Source organism: Pantoea sp. BR_17, from assembly GCF_041955125.1.
GTDB lineage: Bacteria > Pseudomonadota > Gammaproteobacteria > Enterobacterales > Enterobacteriaceae > Pantoea > Pantoea stewartii.
In genome coordinates, this window is sequence record NZ_JAVAXT010000003.1 from 216,216 (window position 1) to 236,277 (window position 20,062).

Sequence of the window (20,062 nt, forward strand, 5' to 3'; positions counted from 1 at the left end):
AGTGTGGCACAGCTCTGTTCAACTGTGCCACAACGCCGTACTTATCGACGTGACAGGCACTGCTGATAACGACTGTCGACGCGTTGAGCAAACCACGCCGTGGTTAAATTGCGGGTAATTTTAGGACTTTCAAGTCTGATGCCCGGCAACATTTCCCGTGGCAAAGGCTTTCCGGCCATCTTGTCTGCCAGCGTAAAAACCTGCTTCCACAGATCGCTGTCGCTGAAGTCCGCCTTTTCGCCCCGCTCCAGATCGTGGCGGATTTCGCGGTTGCTCATATCAATGCGTTTCGCCAGCGTCCGCACCGCCAGCTCCGTCGATCCTGGCGTGTCCGAACCATACTGAATCAGATCGCCATCCAGCGCCAGCTTCATCCCTGTCGCGCGGGCTACCGCCGCCTGGAACGCCGCATTGCGGCTGGCGTACCAGCCCGCATTGTAGTCCGCGAACCGGTAAAGCGGCTTGCTGTAGTCAGCCGGATAGCCCAGCAGGTGCATTGTGCCGAAATAGACACCGCCATGACGCGTGAAAACTTCACGGCGAATGGAACCCTCAACCGGCCATGGATAGCCTTTGGCATGGGCTTCTGCAAACGCAATACTCACCTGCATCGGTCCGCCGGTATGAACAGGGTTGAGGTTGCCAAACAGCTTCTGCCCCATGGGCACCATCTCAATAAAGTCGTCGAAAATGGCGCTCAGATCTTTTTCACTTTTCGCCTTATCCAGCCGCGCAGCGTAGCTTTCGCCATTACTGGACTTGATTAACAGCGCGGTGCGCACTAAAAACGCCGGAACATGCACCTTCGCCGCCCGGCGGTCGATCTCCTCCCAGGCGATTTTTGCCATACCGGGTACGGTGCCGTTGGCGTCAAATCCTGACTCCTGACCCGCCACCGCAATAACCGCGCACAAATTACTGTCGCTGGCGGCCAGACCCTGGGTACGGAACGACGTATAGATATCGTCAGCCCAGCCTGATTTATCGCTGACACCGGCGGGCAGCAGGCGCTGAATCTGCGCTTTGACATCCTCAGGTTGCCTGGCGGGCGCTTCTGGTGTTTTTTTGCTGCTACAGCCCGCCAGTATCAGGATAGCGAGCAACGTCAGGCGTTTGGGGAATGAAATGAATGACATACCTGTCCTCTGAGGCAAAAAGAGTAGCTTAACACTGCGCCGCTTCGCAGGGCAGATGCGATTATATGAACTAAGGTTATCTCTTTTCACGAAAAAGGGATGTTTTATGTCAAAACGCTGGACACTTATCGCACTGAGCCTGCTGCTGGCCGGCTGCGGCGGCAATAACACACCGGCTCAGGTCAGTTCGCCGGGCGCCCCCACTTCACCGACGCTAAAAGCGCTGGACAGCGGCGCGGCCGTGCTGCAGTCCCGCCCGCCCATTGATGCGATCAATGCCTATCTGGATGGTTTTCATTTCTATAACGGCGACAAGAATGGCCAGATGGAAGCCCATCACTATGTGACGGTCCTGAATGATGATGTGATGCAGGCGGTGATTTATGACGGTAATACGCGCGATGCGCGCCTGATGGGCGTGGAATATATTATCAGTGAGCGCCTGTACCGCAACCTGCCCGCCGAAGAGAAAAAACTGTGGCACAGTCATCAGTACGAGGTGAAATCCGGTTCACTGGTCGCGCCAGGCCTGCCGGCCGTCGCAGAAAAAGCGCTGATGACGCGTATCGTCAACACGTACGGGAAAACCTGGCATACCTGGCACACCGACCGCGACAAGCAACTGCCCATTGGCATTCCGGCGCTGATGATGGGCTTTACCGCCGACGGGCAAATGGATGCGCGCTTGCTGGCCGATCGCGACCGCCGTTTTGACATCGACAGTCAAAAAATTCGTGCTGAACGGGCGGATATCGTCGCACATCCCGTGGTGCCCGGCGCCAATGCCTGGCAGGACGGTGACGTTATTCAGCTTCGGCGAGGACAAGGCGGCGGTGAACACGCGCACGGCAACACGCAGTTTGCTCCCGCCGAACAGCGTGGTACGCCTTAATCCCAGCGCTGCGCAGCCTCGTGATCGCTGCTGCGTGCATCGACCCAGCGATCGCCCTGCCCGGTGGTTTCCCGTTTCCAGAACGGGGCGCGGGTTTTCAGGTAATCCATGATGAATTCCGCAGCGGCAAAGGCGCTGCTGCGGTGCGCACTGGTGACGCCGACAAAGACAATCTCATCGCCGGGAAACAGTTCACCAATGCGGTGGATGACAGAGACGCGCTGAAGCGGCCAGCGCTGGCGCGCCTCGTCAGTAATTTCCTGCAGCGCCTTCTCGGTCATACCGGGATAATGTTCCAGCGTCAGGGCCGCAACATCATCGCCCAGGTTGTGATTGCGCACTTTGCCCGTGAACGTGACAACCGCGCCGTCTTCGTTGCACCCTGCCAGCCACTGGTATTCCTGCGCCATCGCAAAGGGCGCGGGACCGACCCGAATTTGCGTGTCCATTTATCCTCCGGTAACGGGTGGGAAAAAGGCGACTTCATCGCCGTCCTGTAAAGGGTGCGTCATGGGGCGTAGCGTCTGGTTAACCGCCGCCAGTAATCGTTCGCTGTCGAGCGCCAGCGCCCAGCGTTCGCCCTGCTGAGACAACGCTGTCCGCAGCGCCGCGACGTCGGGATAGTCGGCGGCCAGCGTCAGCGAGTCCGTGCCCACCAGTTCCCGCACCTGCGCAAAAAACAGCACCTTAATCATGGGCTGCCGCCTGAAAAACGCCGCTTTTGCCGCCGCTTTTATGCAGCAGGCGCAGCTGATCAATCACGATATCTTTCTGGACGGCTTTGCACATGTCATAGATGGTCAGCGCCGCCACGGAAGCCGCCGTCAGGGCTTCCATTTCTACCCCGGTTTTCCCCGTCAGCCGACACAGAGAGGTGATGCGAACCCGGTTCAATTCGGGTTCCGCGACCAGGTTGATCTCCACTTTGCTCAGCATAAGCGGATGACAGAGTGGGATCAGTTCCCAGGTGCGTTTTGCCGCCTGAATACCGGCAATGCGCGCTGTGGCGAACACATCACCCTTATGGTGACGGCCTTCCATGATCATCTGTAACGTTTCTGGCTTCATCAGTACCAGCACGTCGGCCTGCGCTTCGCGTACCGTATCGTCTTTGGTGGAAACATCCACCATGTGGGCTTCGCCCGCGGCGTTGATGTGGGTAAGTTGTGACATGCTTAAAGCTTCTTTAAATGAGTGACAAAATTGCAGGGACGCGTACGCGCATCCAGTTGGTCAGCGATGATGCGTTCCCACGCGGTGGTACAGGCTGACGTTGAGCCCGGGACCGCAAAGATCAACGTCTGGTTAGCCAGACCAGCCACCGCACGGGACTGCAATGTCGAGCCGCCAATGTCTTCGTAAGACACCATGCGGAACAGCTCGCCAAAGCCGTCAATCTCCCGATCGAACAACGGCAGCAGCGCCTCAGGCGTGCTGTTTTTCGCATTGAAGCCGGTGCCGCCATTAATAATGACCACCTGGACATCTTCACTGGCGATCCAGCGCGACACAATCGCGCGAATACGGTAAACATTGTCGGGAACAATAGCGTGATCGATCACGCTGTGGCCCGCCTCGGCTGCCGCTTCACGCAGATAATCGCCGGAGGTATCGCTGCTGGCATCACGGCTGTCAGAGACCGTCAGCATAGCGAGCTGTAACGGTTGAAACGTGCTGGCTGATTTGCCCATGTCTGCTCCTGCAGTTAACCGCCAATATAAGAAAGATTTTGTGTAATACCGGTATTTCCCTGTAACAGGAAATGCGTCTGCTTCTTCTGGCCCAGGCTGCTGGCAATGCGTGCCTGAAGTTCATCTTGCTGGTCGTCAGAGGCCAGCAGATCGCGTAAAGGAATCCCGCCATCGCCAAACAGGCAGAGATGCAAATTTCCCTGTGCGGAAACCCGCAGACGGTTGCAGCTGGCGCAGAAATCTTTGGAATACGGCATGATCAGCCCGATTTCACCCACGTAATCCGGATGATAAAACACCTGGGCCGGGCCATCACTGCGGCCGCTGATACGACGCTGCCAGCCCTGAGCAATCAGCTGATCGCGGATAACTTCGCCCGAGACATGCTGCTGGCGAAACAGCGCACCGCCCTCGCCGGTTTCCATCAGTTCGATAAAACGCAGCTGGATGGGACGCGTACGGATCCAGTCAAGAAAGGTCGCCAGATGGTGGCTGTTGACATCGCGCATCAGCACGCTGTTGACTTTGACCTGGCTAAAACCCGCCTCAAAAGCCGCGTCAATCCCGGCCATCACCTGGTGGAACTTGTCCTGACCGGTAATCGCATGAAACTGACGTGCATCGAGACTGTCTACGCTGACGTTCAGCGCGGTCAGTCCCGCGTCGCGCCACTGCTTAACATCGCGCGCCAGTCGGTAGCCGTTGGTGGTGACCGCAATCTGGCGAATCGCAGCATTTTCGTTAACCGCGGCGATAATGTCGGTGAAATCACGACGTAAAGAGGGCTCACCGCCGGTCAGACGCACTTTTTCAGTGCCCGCCGCCGCAAAGGCGCGCGTGACACGGCGAATTTCATCCAGTGAGAGAAAGCTTTTATTGCGGATACCGTTTGGCTGATAACCCTCAGGCAGGCAATAGGTACAACGGAAATTACAGACATCCGTGACCGAGAGGCGCAAGTAATAAAACTTACGCGCAAATGCATCAGTAAATTGTGACACCAGAGAACACCTTTCCAGTTCGGGAGATGCAGTCATTTCTTCCTGCACCCTGGCAGCGCGTAGGCTACGGCCTGAATCCCCTATCCGCAGACGTAGGCATTCAGGCTTGAGTGTACGTTAACCGGCTGATTAACGCGGTATACAGATGGTAGCGCGATTAGGGTAAATGCGCCATCCACGGCTTTTACTCTGTGTGCGCAGTAACGTTAACTTTCACCGTATTTCGCGCCCGGGATACGGTAAACTGCCGGTCATAAACTGACACACATCATCCTCGTCTGCACCCTGCGCGTTTCACGCCTCTGCAGACGCGAAAAAGGAGAAATATGAATCGAACACTGGCGGACCTGGATCGCGTCGTGGCACTGGGCGGCGGACATGGATTAGGTCGCGTGATGTCGGCCTTGTCACCACTGGGTTCGCGCCTGACCGGCATCGTTACCACCACTGATAACGGTGGCTCCACCGGTCGCATCCGTCGGGCTGAAGGCGGTATCGCCTGGGGCGATTTGCGCAACTGCATTAACCAGTTGATTACCGAGCCCAGCGTCGCGTCCGCGATGTTCGAATACCGCTTTACCGGCAATGGCGAACTGGCCGGGCACAATCTGGGCAATTTAATACTGAAAGCGCTGGATCATCTGAGCGTGCGTCCGCTGGAAGTGGTCAATATCATCCGAAATCTGCTAAAAGTTGACGCGTTTTTAATCCCGATGTCCGAACATCCGGTGGATTTGATGGCAACAGATGACGAAGGCAATGCCGTTTATGGTGAAACCGCCATTGATGAGATGCGCGCACCACCACAGGCGTTAATGCTGCATCCTGTGGTGCAACCGACGCGCGAAGCGCTCGATGCCGTTGCAGAAGCCGATTTGATTCTGATTGGGCCAGGCAGTTTCTACACCAGCCTGATGCCCATTCTGTTAATGAAAGAGATGGCGCAGGCGCTGCGCCGCACGCCCGCGAACATGGTGTTTATCGGCAACCTGGGCCGTGAACTCAGTCCGGCGGCAGCGGCGCTGACCGTGGCGGATAAGCTGCGAATAATGGAAGAGGCGATTGGTAAACGGGTCATCGACGCCGTGGTTGTCGGACCGGCCACGGACGTCAGTCTGATCGACAACCGCCTGATCATCCAGGAGCCGCTGGAGGCCGCAGATATTAAATATCGTCACGACCGCCAGCTGCTGCGCGGCGCGCTGGAGCACGCCATCCAGCGGTTTAACTGACTCAGGACACCGCGATAAACAAGGTGCGCAGTTCCTGGAGCTGATCGCGCAGGCCAGCAGCCTGTTCGAACTCCAGGTTTTGCGCATGCTGCTGCATCTGCCCTTCCAGTTCGTGAATCTTTTTCTGCAACGCCTGCGGTGACAACGCCAGGTAATCCGTCTCTGTCTCGGCGGCGTTGCGCTTGCCGGGTTTGGCTTTACCCCGCGTTTTCACCACGTTATTGCCCAGTTCCAGAATATCGGTGATTTTCTTATTCAGGCCCTGCGGTACGATGCCATTCTCTTCGTTGTAGCGCTGCTGCTTCTCACGACGGCGCTCAGTTTCTTCAATGGCGCGCGCCATGGAAGGCGTGATCTTATCGCCGTAGAGGATCGCTTTACCATTGATGTTACGTGCAGCGCGCCCGATGGTCTGGATCAGGGAGCGCTCGGAACGCAGGAAGCCCTCTTTATCGGCATCCAGAATGGCCACCAGCGAGACTTCAGGCATATCCAGCCCTTCACGCAGCAGGTTGATGCCCACCAGCACATCAAATTTGCCCAGGCGCAGGTCGCGAATAATTTCCATGCGCTCGACGGTATCGATGTCAGAGTGCAGATAGCGCACCTTTTCACCGTGTTCTTCCAGGTACTCCGTCAGGTCTTCGGCCATACGTTTGGTGAGCACCGTAACCAGTACGCGTTCATTGACGTTAACGCGCTGGCGGATCTCTGACAGCAAATCGTCCACCTGAGTCGCCACGGGCCGCACCTCAAGGATTGGATCCAGCAGCCCCGTCGGACGCACCACCTGATCGATCACCTCATCGCCCGATTTTTCCAGCTCGTATTTGCCTGGCGTGGCGGAGACATAAATGGTCTGAGGGGCCAGCGCCTCGAACTCTTCAAACTTCATGGGGCGGTTGTCCAGCGCCGAAGGCAGGCGGAAGCCATATTCGACTAACGTCTCTTTACGCGCCCTGTCCCCGCGGTACATGCCGCCAATCTGCGGAATGGTTACGTGCGACTCATCGACGACCAGCAGGCCATCCGCCGGCAGATAGTCAAATAAGGTCGGCGGCGCTTCCCCCGGTCCGCGGCCAGACAGATAGCGGGAGTAGTTTTCGATACCAGAGCAGTATCCCAGCTCCCCCATCATTTCAAGGTCAAACTGCGTCCGTTGGGTAATACGCTGCTCTTCCAGCAGTTTGTTGTTTTCCAGCAGGATCTTGCGCCGTTCGGCCAGTTCAACCTTGATGTCTTCCATGGCCTGCAGGATACGCTCACGTGGCGTAACGTAGTGCGTTTTAGGGTAAATGGTAAAGCGCGGCACCACCGATTCGACCTGACCGGTAAGCGGGTCAAACAGGGACAGCCGCTCCACCTCTTCATCGAATAATTCAACCCGCAGGGCCATATCGTCAGATTCGGCCGGGAAGATATCAATGACTTCGCCCCGGACCCGGAACGTCCCGCGCTGAAACGCCTGATCGTTACGCGTGTACTGCAACTCCGACAGGCGACGCAGGATGCTGCGCTGATCGATAATCATGCCGCGCGTTAAGTGCAGCATCATTTTCAGATACAGATCGGGATCGCCCAGGCCGTAGATGGCAGACACAGAGGCCACGACAATCACATCGCGCCGTTCCAGCAACGCTTTCGTCGCGGAGAGGCGCATTTGCTCGATATGTTCGTTAACCGACGCATCCTTTTCAATAAAGGTATCCGAACTGGGCACGTAAGCTTCGGGCTGGTAGTAGTCATAGTACGAGACAAAAAACTCTACGGCGTTTTCGGGAAAGAACTCCTTCATCTCGCCATACAGTTGCGCCGCCAGCGTCTTATTAGGAGCCAGCACCATGGTAGGACGATTCAGGTCGGCAATAACGTTAGCAACGGTAAAGGTTTTACCCGATCCGGTTACGCCTAACAGCGTCTGGTGCGCCAGGCCGTCTTCCAGTCCGGCTTCCAGACGGCGGATCGCTTCCGGCTGATCGCCAGAAGGCTTGAAAGCGGAGTTCAGTTTAAAATCTTTACTCATGAATGCGGTTCCTGCAGAAGAAAGACGGCGGGCAGCCCATTATTTTACTCTGCTATGGCAATTTTGCCAGAAAAAAATACTGGATATAATACCAGTAATGATGCACAGTATTGTCGCCAGGTTTTACTTGACTCTGGCACTTTTGCCCAGGCAAACACCCGTTTTTGTTGCGCAAGGTTATCCCCAAGCGACGTATTGATTTAACATTTGTCAAGCCTGTGTCATAAAATTGCAGTTTGATGAATCGCGTCCAATCCGGCAGGCTTGTTTTTTACTAACACACTGATTTTTAATAGTAAGTAAAAAAAGCCCAGATTGTCATCATTACGTGACCAGGCCGCGTATTTCCTCGCTTCTAACCTGTTTTCATTATCTAATGCACAAGGTTATCCACAGGAATAGTGGATAACTGATGAGAGGCCTTGGAATATCGGCTGTGCATAATTTTTTCTGCCGCCGCGTTTTGATGAAAAAAAATTTTTTTTAGCGAAATTTTTAACGCCAATAGCGTTGTTTTAGCGCGATGCATGGCGCGCATTCAACGTTGATCGTCTGGCTTTTCAGGTTGCTGTTTTTTACAGCAGACTGCCTGCGCCATTTATGGGCAACTGCACCTGACGCTCATTTTTCCTGCACCCTCATCGCGCTGCGCAGTCGTCCCGCCCGTCAATTGTTCACTTTTACTTATATTTAAACCGTCAAAATTCCGCATGTTAAGCGCGCAAACTTCGTTCACTCCGACTCTGGCCCGGTAATTGCATGCTCTGTGATCAGGATGTCATGCGCCACAGCAGCAGTCATAGCCCTGCTATTCTGGTAGTGCGATTTACCCGTTATGAGCAGCAAAACATTCAGGTTAATTATCTGGAAGGAGCGCGTCAGATGCTAAGTTTACGGTCGGTGAATCAGTTTTACGGAAAAAATCATATTCTCTGGAATGTGGACCTTGACCTGCCCCCCGGCACCTGTACCGGCATACTGGGACGTCCCGGCATGGGAAAAACCACGCTGGTGAACTGCATCATGGGTAAGCTTCCCATCAACAGCGGCACGATTAGCTGGCAGCAGGATGGCTCGCCGCCAGAGGACCTGCTGTCGCAGCCTGCCGATCAACGTGCACGCCAGGGCATTGGCTACGTGCCACAGGGACGACATATTTTCACGCAGATGAGCGTAGAAGATAACTTACTGATTGCCCTGCTGGCAGGCGCTGAATCGCGCGAAAATCACCGGCCTATCCCGGAAATGATTTTTGATCTTCTGCCGGCTCTCTATTCACTGCGTCAACAGCGCAGCGGGGATTTGCCGGTTTACCAGCAGCAGCAACTGGCCCTTGCCCGCGCGCTGGTATTACAGCCACGCCTGCTGATTCTGGATGAGCCCGCCGATGGCATGGCGCCCTGGCTGGAAGAAGAGATGGGTAACCTGATTCGGCGTCTTAACCGGGATTACGGCCTGACGATTCTGCTGCTGGAGCAGCGGGTTTCCCTGATTCGGCGCGTCGCTGACAGCTTTTTGCTGTTGCATCGCGGGCGTAATGTGGCGCAGGGTAACGTCACCCTGCTGGATGACGGTACGCTCGATAAATGGCTGACGATGGCGTGATTAATCCGGTAGCGTCAGATAGTGACCACAGTCCGCCTGCTGGCTGTCATCCGCTAACCAGGGAATGACACCCAGACAAGGCGCGGGCAGGCGCTCCTTCAGGGCCGTGAGGTATGCCTGATAGCGCTGGCCGGGCGGCTGAACCGTGTTGGCAATCCAGCCAGCCAGTCGCAGTCCACGCGCCCTTACCGCCTCGGCGGTCAGCATGGCATGATTAATACAGCCCAGTTTTACACCCACCACCAAAATCACCGGTAGCCGTTCAGCCTCAACCCAGTCGGCATAGGTTTGCGTCTCAGACAGCGGCGTATACCAGCCGCCCGCGCCTTCAATCAGAATCCAGTCAGCCAGCGGCTCCAGCTCGCGAAGCCCTGCCGATAGCGTTGAAAAGGTAATTGGCCTGCCTTCCTCTGCGCTGACGATATGCGGCGATGTCGGCTCCATAAAGGCCAGCGGATTCACCTGCTCATAGCAGAGCGGCACATTGCTGTAACGTTGCAGCGCCAGCGCATCGCTGTTACGGATGCCTTCTGCGGTTAACGTACAGCCCGAGGCCACCGGTTTGTAGCCCGCACAGCGGTAGCCTGCTGCGCTCGCCGCCTGCAGCAGGGCGCTACTGGCAACGGTTTTACCGACTTCTGTATCGGTACCGGTGATAAACCAGCGTGTCATGATTCACTTACTCCATACATCAAATGATAACTGAGGCGGAAACCCTGTTCGTCCCGTGGCCAGTGAGCTTCAAGCTGTGCCAGACGGCGACGCGTCAGCACATAATCGGCCCGTCCGACATGCAGATGCGTTGCGCCAATGCCCTTCAGAGAGCGCATGGCGCTGAGCGCATCGGGAAAATGCAGGGTGACGGTTTGCGCGTGACAGCGCAGCCGTTGTGTAGCACAGGCCGCGGCGATCGCCTGCGCCGGCAGAAAGCGGTTGGCGTGCACATGCGCGTCAAGATGCGACCAGGCCTCGTGAACCTCATGCAGCGATCCCGCGCTCAGCGTTGAAAACAGCATACAGCCGCCGGGTTTTAGTACCCGCGTAAACTGTCTGAGCGCGGCCGGCAAATCGTCGCTCCATTGCACCACCAGATTGCTCCATAACAGGTCAATGCTCTGATCGGCTAACGGCAGTGCGTCGATGTCGCCCGCCAGATAATGATGCGCCACCGCGTTTTGCCGGGCCTGATGCAACATCTGCGGCGACAGATCCAGCGCCATGACCTGTTTCCCCCGGTCGCGCCATAGCCGGCTGTACCAGCCGGTGCCACAGCCCGCATCCAGCACCTGTGGACCGGTTTGAGCAGGCACCCATGCCAGCAGCGCATCCCCGCTGATCCGTTGCAGTTCGGCATGCCTGTCGTAACACGACGCCGCGCGCCCAAAGGCTCTGGCTACGGCACGTTTATCAATGTGCAGCGTCATGAAGTGCCTCCAGCAGGACATCAATATCGTCTGGCTGATGCGCGGCGGTCAGCGTGATGCGCAAACGTGCCGTGCCCGGCGGTACGGTAGGCGGACGAATCGCGCTGACCCAGCAACCGGCTTCGGCTAAACGGGCCGACAAGGCCATCGCCTGGGCGTTATCGCCAACAAGTAACGGTTGGATGGCGCTGGATGACGGCATAAGCGACCAGGGCAAGGAGGAGGCGCCCCGGCGGAAATGGGCAATGTTGCGGCTCAGGCGCTGGCGCAGTCCATCGCCTGCCTGCACCTGTTTCAGGGCGGCCAGTAACGCGCTGGCCTGTGCTGGCGGCATGGCGGTTGAGTAGATGAGGTGGCGCGAAAACTGCACAAAATAGTCGGCCGTCGCGTCATCACACAGCAATGCCGCGCCGCTGACGCCAAAGGCTTTACCGAAGGTGACCACCAGCAGTTCGGGCTTAATGCCCTGTTGCCAACAGCTGCCGCGCCCCTGCTCACCTGTGACGCCAATGCCGTGCGCATCGTCAACCAGTAACCAGGCCCCTGCCTCACGCGACTGCGCCGCCAGCGTCTGTAACGGCGCGCTGTCACCATCCATGCTGAAGATCCCTTCCGTGACCACCAGCGTTTGCCCTTCACAGGGCGCACTCAGTCGCACAGCCAGACTGTCCGGATCGTTATGGGCGAAACGACGCAGTTGCGCAGGGCTGTGACTTGCAGCATCCAGCAACGAGGCATGGCTCAGCTTGTCAGCAAGAATGCGATCGTTTTTCCCGGCGAGCAGGTGAATGACCGCCTGGTTGGCGGCAAAGCCGGAAATAAACAGTAATGCCCGGGGATAACCCAGCCACCCGGCCAGTTGCGCTTCCAGGGTGGCATGAAGAGCCTGGAAACCGGTGACATGGCTGGATGCGCCTGCCCCCGCCCCGGCCAGTGCCGCGCCCTGTTGCCATCCGGCAATCACCGCCGGATGCTGGCTTAACCCAAGATAATCATTACTGGAAAAGTGACGATAATCCCGGCCTGCATAGCGGATCAGGCGCGTCTGACTGGCGTCAACTACGCGCCGTTCGCGCCAGCCCTCTTCAGCACGGCGCTGCGCGAGCGCCTGCTGTATGCGTTGCGGCCAGCCCATTACAGCGCCGCGTTATAGAATTTTTCTGTGTCGGCATTGAGCAGTTGCTCACTGAGCTGCTGCTGTTGCGCATTATCGCCATGGGCGGTCTGGGTATGTTCCGGATTCAGTCCGAGCTTGCGGAACAGCAGCATATCTTTGTCTTCTTCCGGGTTTGGCGTGGTCAGCAGCTTGCAGCCGTAAAAAATCGAGTTAGCCCCGGCCATAAAACACATCGCCTGGGTTTGTTCATTCATCTGTTCGCGGCCCGCCGACAGACGCACGTGCGAGGCAGGCATCATGATGCGGGCGACGGCTATCGTGCGGATAAAATCGAAAGGTTCGACATCGTCATTGTCTGCCAACGGGGTGCCTTTCACCTTGACCAGCATGTTGATCGGCACGCTTTCCGGCGGCGTCGGTAAGTTGGCCAGTTGCACCAGCAACCCTGCGCGATCATTAACCGTTTCGCCCAGGCCAACAATCCCGCCCGAGCAGACCTTGATACCGGCCTCGCGCACCTTGCCCAGCGTATCCAGTCGCTCCTGATAGCTGCGCGTGGTAATGATGTTGCCGTAAAACTCCGGCGAGGTATCCAGATTGTGGTTATAAAAGTCCAGCCCGGCGCGACCTAAACGCTGGGCCTGGCTGTCGCTCAGCGTTCCCAGCGTCATGCAGGTTTCCATGCCCATTGCTTTCACGCCTTCAACCATTTTTTCCAGATAAGGCATATCGCGATCGCTGGGGTTTTTCCACGCCGCGCCCATGCAGAAGCGGCTGGATCCGGCCGCTTTCGCTTTTTGCGCCGAACGCAGGACCTCATCCACCTCCATCAGGCGCTCTGATTCCAGCCCGGTCTTGTAGCGGGCACTTTGCGGACAGTATTTGCAGTCTTCCGGGCAGGCACCCGTTTTAATCGACAGCAGCGTGCTGACCTGAACCTGACGCGGATCGAAGTGCTGCCGATGTACCTGCTGTGCTTCAAACATCAGTTCAAGAAACGGGCGTTCAAACAGGGCCTGTGCCTGGGCTAGCGTCCAACGTTGTGACATTACGTACTCCAAAAAAGGTGTCATCCCGACAGTTAACGTGGTTATACTTGTAAACTAAATCTTTTTATTTTGGTTTACAACTACGATGTTTACGCTTCAGGACGCCGAATTCGATCGCCAGCATATCTGGCATCCTTACACCTCCATGCAGCAACCGTTGCCCTGTTACCCGGTCGTGGCGGCACAGGGTTACACGCTGCAGCTGGCGGATGGGCGCACACTGGTAGACGGGATGTCCTCCTGGTGGGCGGCGATTCATGGTTACAACCATCCACGCCTGAACCAGGCCCTGCAGCAGCAGATGGCCCAGATGTCCCACGTGATGTTCGGCGGGATTACGCATCCCGCCGCGGTGGCGCTGTGTCGTCAGTTAGTGGCGATGACACCTGACGCGCTGGCGTGCGTATTCCTTGCAGACTCCGGCTCCGTTGCCGTCGAAGTGGCAATGAAGATGGCGTTGCAATACTGGCTGGGTCGGGGAGAAACGCGTCAGCAGTTTTTAACCCTTAAGCGTGGCTATCACGGTGATACATTTGCGGCGATGTCGGTGTGCGATCCGGATAATTCCATGCACAGCCTGTGGCGCGGCTATCTGCCCGAGCACCACTTTGCCGAGGCGCCGCAATGTGGTTTTGACGCGGCCTGGAATGAAGAAGATTTTCAGGATTTCGCCCGGCTGATCGAACAGCATCAGCATCAGTTGGCCGCGGTGATTCTGGAGCCCATCGTACAGGGCGCGGGCGGCATGCGTTTTTACCATCCGCGCTACCTGCAGAAGGTGCGCGAGTGGTGTGATCGTTACGGCATCCTGCTGATCGCTGATGAAATCGCCACGGGCTTTGGCCGCACCGGCATGCTGTTTGCCTGCGAACATGCGGCGATCACACCGGACATCCTGTGCGTTGGAAAAGCCCTGACCGGCGGCACGATGAGCCTGGCCGCCACGCTGACCACACGTGATGTCGCCGATACCATCAGCCGCAGTCCGGCGGGCTGCTTTATGCATGGCCCAACCTTTATGGGCAATCCGCTGGCGTGCGCCGTGGCGGCGGAGAGCCTGAAAATGGTACAGGAAGGCCACTGGCGCGGGCAGGTCAGCGCTATCGAGCGTCAGCTTCAGGCGGGACTGACGCCACTGCGCCAGTCGCCAGCGGTAGCCGATGTTCGTGTGCTGGGCGCGATTGGCGTGGTAGAAACTCACCGTCCAGTGAATATGGCCGCCCTGCAGCAGTTTTTCGTCAGTCAGGGCGTCTGGATTCGGCCCTTTGGTCGTCTGATCTACCTGATGCCGCCCTATATCATCGCGCCTGAAGCACTGGATACGCTGATCCAGGCCATGGCCGCAGCCCTGGCGCACCCCGGTCATTTTCTGCGTTGAGCCCTGAAGGCTGGACGTCCAGGCGGTTTTGGTTAAGATGAAGACGCAGTCACCATAAACCCAAGGAGATGTGATGCGAGTTTATAGTCAGGATTTACACGACGGCGACAAAATGCCGGAAAAGCATGTTTTCAACGGGATGGGCTATCAGGGCGAAAATGTGTCACCGCATCTTGCCTGGGAAGACGCGCCGGAAGGCACAAAAAGTTTTGTCGTGACCTGTTTCGATCCTGATGCCCCGACCGGCTCAGGCTGGTGGCACTGGGTGGTTGCCAATCTTCCGGCCGATACCACATCGCTGCCGCAGGGTGCGGGTTCCGGTAAAGCCGCCTTACCTGCAGGTGCCGTGCAAACCCGCACAGATTTCGGCCAGGCCGGGTACGGCGGGGCCGCGCCACCGGCGGGTGAAACGCACCGCTACATTTTTAGCGTCCATGCGCTGGATGTGGAGAGCATTGAGGTCGATGCAGGTGCCAGCGGCGCGATGGTGGGCTTCAACGTGCATTTTCACGTGTTAGCCAGCGCGTCATTGACCGTTCATTACGTCTGATTGCGCTTGCTCTTCTGCCGCTCCCGCCCGGGAGCGGCAACGCTGAACGTTAAGCCAGCTGATGTACCACAACCCACATTGGACCCTGTCCAACGGCATAACGGCCGACAGGTTCAAGTTGCCCTTGCGGCTGAGTAATGCGGTATACCTCAATGTGATGCGACTTCTGTCCTGCCGCCACCAGATACTGGCCCGTGTGGTCGATATTGAAGCCCCGCGGCTGCGTTTCGGTCGGCTGGAACCCCTCCACCGTCAGTAGCGCGCCATCTTCACTCACGCTGAACACCGTAATGGTGCTGCTGGTGCGATCGCAGGCGTACAGGAAACGTCCGTCCGGCGTCAGGTGAATATCGGCGGCCCAGCGCGTACCGGTAAAATCAGGCGGCATCATATCGAGCGTTTGCACCGATTCCATTTTGCCGTGTGCATTCTTCAGTGACCAGACTTCGACCGTGCTGTTAAGTTCATTAACGCTGTAGGCGTACTGGCCGTTGGCATGAAACGCCATATGACGCGGGCCCGCGCCCTCTGCCGTAGTGACCTGTTGCTGGGAATGCGGCGTTAACTGACCGTCCGCCCCGAGGTTAAACAGGCAGATGCGATCCTGTTTGAGCGCGGGCACATATAACGTGCTGTCGGCATTATCGATGTTCGCCGAGTGACAACCTGCCAGACCGTCGATCACCTGGCTCGGAGCCTGGGGCACACCGTCAGCGCCGATGGGGCTGATGCTGACGCAGGCATCATTGTAGGAGCCACAAAACAGGAAACGGCCAGCGTGATCGGTGGAGATGTGGGTGGGGCTGCCCGGCAACGGCGCCTGACCCGCTTCCGTTAAGGTGCCATCCTGCGCAATACGAAAGGCCAGCACGCGGAAATCCGGACGCACGCCCACATACAAGAAATCTTTTTTCGGACTGACCACCATAGGCTGAACCTGACCGGCGATATCCGTTACCTGCAGTAGCGTCAAGGTGCCCTCATCGTTCAACTGCCAGACATGGATTTGTTGACTCTCGGGACTGGCGGTGTAGACAACCTGCTTCATGTATTCTCCTTTTTCGCTGACTCATGTTGTTCTGCAGGTCACTGTAGCGCGTTTTTTTCTGTCTCGCTGGAATGATTTGTGCCCTGATTTTTGTTTCCGGGCCACAGTCAGGTGTAGACTTGCTGTTTCGCTAACCTATCCAGATGAGAGGATTAATGAGCTATCGTGTAATCGCCCTCGACCTTGACGGCACGCTGTTGACCCCGACGAAAACCATTCTGCCCCAATCCACAGAAGCGATTACCCAGGCGCGCAAAGCGGGCATCAAGGTGATTATCGTGACCGGACGCCATCACTGTGCCATTCATCCTTTCTACCAGACGCTCAATCTGGATACGCCCGCCATCTGCTGTAACGGGACCTACCTGTACGATTATCCGGCGAAAAAAGTCCTGGCTGCCGATCCGCTGGATACCGACGTTGCGGTACGTGTGATCGAGATGCTGGATGAACATCATATTCACGGTCTGCTGTATGTGGACGATGCGATGCTCTATCAAACGCCGACCGGCCATGTGATTCGTACGCTGAAATGGAGTGAGTCATTACCTCCACATCAGCGTCCGGTGTTCAAACAGGTGGACAGCCTGGCGCAGGCCGCCAGAGAGGCGCAGTCGATCTGGAAGTTTGCCCTGTCTCACGACAACACAGCAGCGTTGCAGCAGTTTGCGCAGCGTGCGCAAGACGAGCTGGGTCTGGCCTGCGAATGGTCCTGGCACGATCAGGTCGACGTTGCCCGCGGCGGTAACAGTAAAGGCAAGCGCCTGGCGCAGTGGGTAGAATCCATCGGGCTGACAATGCAGGACGTCATTGCCTTTGGCGACAACTACAACGATCTGAGCATGCTGGAAACGGTGGGGCTGGGCGTGGCCATGGGCAATGCGGATGACGCCATTAAAGCCCGGGCGAAGAGGGTCATCGGTACGAATCTGGAAACCGGCATTGCCGAGACGCTTTATCAGCTCGTTCTGTAAGTTTCACTGACCCGATGAGCACGGTTTCAGCGGGTCATTCCGGTGTGACAGAGACGCTTTTAATCTGCGCGTACAGCCACTGCTCCGGGCGAATGTTAAGTTCGTCCCGGGCCCAGGGAGAGATGCGCGCCCAGAGTTCGCTGATACCGATGCGCAGCTTAACCTCCACCTGATCGCCCACCTCAATTAACTCCACCACCTGTGCCGGCAGCACATTGCGAACAGAGCTGTGTTTTGCCGGTTGCAGCGTCAGCGAAACATCGGCCGACGCAATCCGTATCCGTAACGGCGTTTTGACCGGCTGATTTACCCGACTGACCCAGATATGCTGATCGCCCAACGATAACGCCGTCATCGGGTAATCTGGATGATGCTCTAGCACCTGAACGCGCAGTACGCTGGTCAGGTCGCTGACCGGCAGCCAGGGGCGCATCGCACTGCTGCTCCAGACCCGCTCCAGCGGGCCAAAGGCCTTCACCTTGCCGTGATCCAGAACCAGCACCGTCTCGGCCAGTTGCAGAATTTCGTCGAGGCTGTGAGAAACGTACAGCACCGGGATATCCACCTGCTTTGCCAGTTTTTGCAGATATGGCATCAGCTCACGCTTGCGCGGCAAATCCAGCGAGGCCAGGGGTTCATCCATTAACAGGATATCAGGGGCGCTGAGCAACGCCCGCCCGATGGCCACCCGCTGCTTTTCGCCGCCCGAGAGCGAGAGCGGAAAACGGTCCAGTAAGGGTTCGAGTCCCAGTAAGTCCACCAGCGTGTCAAACTGCCCTTTCATACTGGCTGCCAGGCCATAGCGTAAGTTACCCCGGACACGATAGTGCGGAAACAGTCGCGCCTCCTGGAAAACGTAACCCACGTTGCGCTTTTCAGGCGGCAAGGCAATCTGCTGTTCGGCGTCAAACAGCACACGGTCATGCAGCTGAATGCGCCCGCGCTGCGGCCGGGTCAGCCCGCCAATCGCGTTGATTAACGAGGTTTTACCCGCACCCGACACGCCAAATATTGCCGTGATGCCGTTGGCGGGAACCGTCACGTTGATTTCCAGCTCGTGTTCGCCCAGCCGTTGTGTGAAATCGAGCGTCAGCATCCGGCCCCCATCCGTTTCCGGCCCCATTGCGCCAGCCATTCAGACACCAGCAAGGAGGCCAGTGCCAGCACCACCGCGATAACGCACAGACGCGCAGCGGCCCCTTCTGCCCCGGGCGTTTCAATCAGCGTATACATCGCCAGCGGCAGCGTGCGCGTTTCACCAGGAATATTGGAAACAAATGTAATAGTGGCACCGAATTCCCCCAGCGAGCGGGCAAAGGCCAGCACCGTACCGACGATAATACCGGGCAGCGTTAACGGCAGCGTAATGGTAAAAAAGACCCGCCAGCGGCCCGCGCCCAGCGTCCGGGCCGCCTGTTCCAGCCGGATATCCACGGCGTCCAGCGCCAGGCGAATGGCCCGCACCATGAGCGGAAAGGCAATCACCGCCGACGCCAGTGCCGCACCGCGCCAGCTAAACGCGAAGCTAAAGCCGAACCATTCATACAGCTTTTCACCAATAAAGCCGCGTCGGCCCAAGCCAATCAGTAACAGATAACCGACCACCACAGGCGGCAGCACCAGCGGCAGGTGAATCACACCGTCCAGAAGCGCTTTACCCGGAAACTGGCAGCGGACCAGAACCCATGCCATAAGGATGCCGAAGGGCAGACTGCACAGGACGGCAATGCCGGAGACCTGCAGGCTGAGCATCACGGCCTGCCATTCAACATCACTGAGTATCATTTTTTAGGCGTGAATCCGTATTGGGTAAACACTGCGGCCGCTTCCGGCCCTTTCAGGTAGTTATAAAAAGCCTTAACGGCCGCGTTGTCGTGATCTTTAACAATCGCGACAGGATATTCGACCGGTTTATGGCTGTCTTCCGGAAAGGTGCCGACCACCTGGACTTTTTGGCTGGCGACCGCATCAGAGCCGTACACAATGCCGTAAGGCGTTTCATTACGTTCCACCAGCGCCAGGGCGGCACGCACATTGTTGGCGCGCGCCAGCACAGGTGACAGTGAAGACCAGGCACCCAGCTTCTCAAGTGCCTCTTTGGCATAGATGCCCGCCGGCACATGATCGGGATCGCCGACCGCCAGACGTTCGCCTTTCAACAGACGTTTCCAGTCGGTTTTATCGTTAATCGTTACCGGCCTGGCGTTCTCACTGCGTGGCGCTATCAGAACCAGATCGTTGCCCAACAGGGTATAGCGGGTTGTGTCGATCATGCTTTTTTTCGCGACCGCATCATCCATCCACTGCTGATCGGCTGAGATAAACAGATCGGCGGGCGCGCCCTGCTCAATCTGACGGGCCAGGACTGACGACGAGGCAAATGACGACACCACCTCTGTCCCATGTGTTTTCTTATAGTGTGCCGCAATCTCGTTAAGCGCATTGGTCAGTGAGGCCGCCGCAAAGACGGTGATTTTATCGGCTGCCAGCGCCGGAACGGCCAGTGACAGGGCAATTACGGCGGCAGTTGCGGAATGTAGTAAGGTTAAACGCATGATTTTTCTCCAGTGATCGTTATATATAAAATAATACAGCGAACGGCCTGACAGCCAGACAAAATGATTAAAAGAGGAAGAAAAGCGTGGACGTAAAACAGCAACGTCCGTGCTGAGACGGACGTTGCAGGAGGATTAATGCTGAGAGCGGGCGTTAGTGTTGTCGCGGCGACCCGTTTTAGAAATGAGGTTAAACACTTCACCCAGACCGTAAATCAGGCCTAACATAATCGCCATAACCACAGGTACCATAATCACTGCCACGGCGAGGCTTTTAATGAGTTCCAGCATGGAAAGTCCCACTTTGCGGATAAAAAAGAGATTGTAACGGCTCAGTAAAAATTTGCGCAGACCTTTTCGTGCTTTTACTTTGAGGCGCAAAGCTCG

General features: G+C 57.1%; 22 protein-coding genes and 1 riboswitch. Of the genes, 6 read left to right on the top strand and 16 right to left on the bottom strand.

The genetic code is table 11. From position 1 onward, the window contains the following. Nucleotides 1-41: 41 nt before the first annotated feature. Nucleotides 42-1,136, bottom strand: a complete 1,095-nt coding sequence (locus RAC60_RS07095; protein WP_058701073.1) for a DUF1615 domain-containing protein — start codon at nucleotides 1,134-1,136, stop codon at nucleotides 42-44. Nucleotides 1,137-1,242: 106 nt separating this feature from the next. On the opposite strand from RAC60_RS07095, the gene RAC60_RS07100 reads away from it, so the two are divergent. Then, nucleotides 1,243-2,028 carry an OBAP family protein gene (locus RAC60_RS07100; protein ID WP_039341505.1) on the top strand — a complete coding sequence of 262 codons (786 nt, stop codon included), beginning with the start codon at nucleotides 1,243-1,245 and terminating at the stop codon, nucleotides 2,026-2,028. On the opposite strand, the gene moaE is transcribed toward RAC60_RS07100, so the two are convergent. The 5 genes from moaE to moaA form a co-directional block, all read right to left on the bottom strand. Next, nucleotides 2,025-2,477 carry a molybdopterin synthase catalytic subunit MoaE gene (gene moaE, locus RAC60_RS07105; RefSeq protein ID WP_205955017.1) on the bottom strand — a complete coding sequence of 151 codons (453 nt, stop codon included), beginning with the start codon at nucleotides 2,475-2,477 and terminating at the stop codon, nucleotides 2,025-2,027. The two genes, RAC60_RS07100 and moaE, sit on opposite strands and share 4 nt — an antisense overlap. After that, the gene (gene moaD / locus RAC60_RS07110) at nucleotides 2,478-2,723 is read right to left on the bottom strand and encodes a molybdopterin synthase sulfur carrier subunit (protein ID WP_006118512.1); all 246 of its coding nucleotides are present in this window, start codon (nucleotides 2,721-2,723) and stop codon (nucleotides 2,478-2,480) included. It abuts the gene before it with no gap. Next, on the bottom strand, nucleotides 2,716-3,201 hold the full coding sequence (gene moaC / locus RAC60_RS07115) for a cyclic pyranopterin monophosphate synthase MoaC (RefSeq protein ID WP_375093158.1): 486 nt from the start codon (nucleotides 3,199-3,201) through the stop codon (nucleotides 2,716-2,718). Before moaC ends, moaD begins: the two co-directional genes overlap by 8 nt. 2 nt (nucleotides 3,202-3,203) lie before the next feature. Further along, complete coding sequence (moaB, locus tag RAC60_RS07120) at nucleotides 3,204-3,719, bottom strand: molybdenum cofactor biosynthesis protein B (protein ID WP_006118510.1); 516 nt, start codon at nucleotides 3,717-3,719, stop codon at nucleotides 3,204-3,206. Nucleotides 3,720-3,733: 14 nt separating this feature from the next. Further along, a complete protein-coding gene (moaA, locus tag RAC60_RS07125) occupies nucleotides 3,734-4,723 on the bottom strand; it encodes a GTP 3',8-cyclase MoaA (RefSeq protein WP_172912616.1) in 990 nt (329 codons plus the stop codon). Then, nucleotides 4,712-4,845, bottom strand: a riboswitch (molybdenum cofactor riboswitch). It overlaps the preceding gene by 12 nt. A gap of 201 nt (nucleotides 4,846-5,046) precedes the next feature. On the opposite strand from moaA, the gene yvcK reads away from it, so the two are divergent. Continuing rightward, nucleotides 5,047-5,952 carry a uridine diphosphate-N-acetylglucosamine-binding protein YvcK gene (gene yvcK / locus RAC60_RS07130; protein WP_006118508.1) on the top strand — a complete coding sequence of 302 codons (906 nt, stop codon included), beginning with the start codon at nucleotides 5,047-5,049 and terminating at the stop codon, nucleotides 5,950-5,952. Nucleotide 5,953: 1 nt separating this feature from the next. On the opposite strand, the gene uvrB is transcribed toward yvcK, so the two are convergent. Further along, on the bottom strand, nucleotides 5,954-7,975 hold the full coding sequence (uvrB, locus tag RAC60_RS07135; protein WP_033737734.1) for an excinuclease ABC subunit UvrB: 2,022 nt from the start codon (nucleotides 7,973-7,975) through the stop codon (nucleotides 5,954-5,956). Nucleotides 7,976-8,857: 882 nt separating this feature from the next. Between uvrB and RAC60_RS07140 the strand changes: the two genes are divergently transcribed. Then, a complete protein-coding gene (locus tag RAC60_RS07140; RefSeq protein ID WP_033737785.1) occupies nucleotides 8,858-9,580 on the top strand; it encodes an ABC transporter ATP-binding protein in 723 nt (240 codons plus the stop codon). Here the strand turns inward: RAC60_RS07140 and bioD are convergent, their stop codons facing one another. Genes bioD through bioB form a run of 4 tightly spaced genes read right to left on the bottom strand, consistent with a single transcriptional unit; the run spans nucleotide 9,581 to nucleotide 13,170 of the window. After that, a complete protein-coding gene (bioD, locus tag RAC60_RS07145; RefSeq protein ID WP_325991269.1) occupies nucleotides 9,581-10,252 on the bottom strand; it encodes a dethiobiotin synthase in 672 nt (223 codons plus the stop codon). It abuts the gene before it with no gap. Next, on the bottom strand, nucleotides 10,249-11,004 hold the full coding sequence (gene bioC, locus RAC60_RS07150; protein WP_058701078.1) for a malonyl-ACP O-methyltransferase BioC: 756 nt from the start codon (nucleotides 11,002-11,004) through the stop codon (nucleotides 10,249-10,251). Before bioC ends, bioD begins: the two co-directional genes overlap by 4 nt. After that, nucleotides 10,988-12,139, bottom strand: a complete 1,152-nt coding sequence (gene bioF, locus RAC60_RS07155; RefSeq protein ID WP_033737737.1) for an 8-amino-7-oxononanoate synthase — start codon at nucleotides 12,137-12,139, stop codon at nucleotides 10,988-10,990. The genes bioC and bioF overlap by 17 nt, the downstream gene beginning before the upstream one ends. Further along, nucleotides 12,139-13,170 carry a biotin synthase BioB gene (bioB, locus tag RAC60_RS07160; RefSeq protein ID WP_006118502.1) on the bottom strand — a complete coding sequence of 344 codons (1,032 nt, stop codon included), beginning with the start codon at nucleotides 13,168-13,170 and terminating at the stop codon, nucleotides 12,139-12,141. Before bioB ends, bioF begins: the two co-directional genes overlap by 1 nt. Before the next feature lie 85 nt (nucleotides 13,171-13,255). Between bioB and bioA the strand changes: the two genes are divergently transcribed. After that, nucleotides 13,256-14,548, top strand: a complete 1,293-nt coding sequence (gene bioA / locus RAC60_RS07165) for an adenosylmethionine--8-amino-7-oxononanoate transaminase (RefSeq protein ID WP_375093161.1) — start codon at nucleotides 13,256-13,258, stop codon at nucleotides 14,546-14,548. A 73-nt stretch (nucleotides 14,549-14,621) separates the two neighbouring features. Then, a complete protein-coding gene (locus RAC60_RS07170; RefSeq protein ID WP_033737738.1) occupies nucleotides 14,622-15,098 on the top strand; it encodes a kinase inhibitor in 477 nt (158 codons plus the stop codon). Between the two features lie 49 nt (nucleotides 15,099-15,147). Here RAC60_RS07170 and pgl read toward each other — a convergent pair whose 3' ends face one another. Continuing rightward, the gene (pgl, locus tag RAC60_RS07175; RefSeq protein ID WP_006118499.1) at nucleotides 15,148-16,146 is read right to left on the bottom strand and encodes a 6-phosphogluconolactonase; all 999 of its coding nucleotides are present in this window, start codon (nucleotides 16,144-16,146) and stop codon (nucleotides 15,148-15,150) included. 155 nt (nucleotides 16,147-16,301) lie between these two features. Here pgl and RAC60_RS07180 point away from each other — a divergent pair, with 155 nt between their 5' ends. Then, the gene (locus RAC60_RS07180) at nucleotides 16,302-17,120 is read left to right on the top strand and encodes a pyridoxal phosphatase (RefSeq protein ID WP_054687981.1); all 819 of its coding nucleotides are present in this window, start codon (nucleotides 16,302-16,304) and stop codon (nucleotides 17,118-17,120) included. A gap of 34 nt (nucleotides 17,121-17,154) precedes the next feature. Here RAC60_RS07180 and modC read toward each other — a convergent pair whose 3' ends face one another. From modC to RAC60_RS07200, 4 genes are all read right to left on the bottom strand, one after another. Next, nucleotides 17,155-18,216, bottom strand: a complete 1,062-nt coding sequence (modC, locus tag RAC60_RS07185; protein ID WP_006118497.1) for a molybdenum ABC transporter ATP-binding protein ModC — start codon at nucleotides 18,214-18,216, stop codon at nucleotides 17,155-17,157. After that, the gene (gene modB / locus RAC60_RS07190) at nucleotides 18,210-18,905 is read right to left on the bottom strand and encodes a molybdate ABC transporter permease subunit (RefSeq protein ID WP_006118496.1); all 696 of its coding nucleotides are present in this window, start codon (nucleotides 18,903-18,905) and stop codon (nucleotides 18,210-18,212) included. Before modB ends, modC begins: the two co-directional genes overlap by 7 nt. Continuing rightward, the gene (gene modA / locus RAC60_RS07195; RefSeq protein ID WP_375093162.1) at nucleotides 18,902-19,675 is read right to left on the bottom strand and encodes a molybdate ABC transporter substrate-binding protein; all 774 of its coding nucleotides are present in this window, start codon (nucleotides 19,673-19,675) and stop codon (nucleotides 18,902-18,904) included. Before modA ends, modB begins: the two co-directional genes overlap by 4 nt. Nucleotides 19,676-19,810: 135 nt before the next feature. Further along, nucleotides 19,811-19,966 carry an AcrZ family multidrug efflux pump-associated protein gene (locus RAC60_RS07200; protein WP_006118494.1) on the bottom strand — a complete coding sequence of 52 codons (156 nt, stop codon included), beginning with the start codon at nucleotides 19,964-19,966 and terminating at the stop codon, nucleotides 19,811-19,813. Nucleotides 19,967-20,062: the final 96 nt, after the last annotated feature.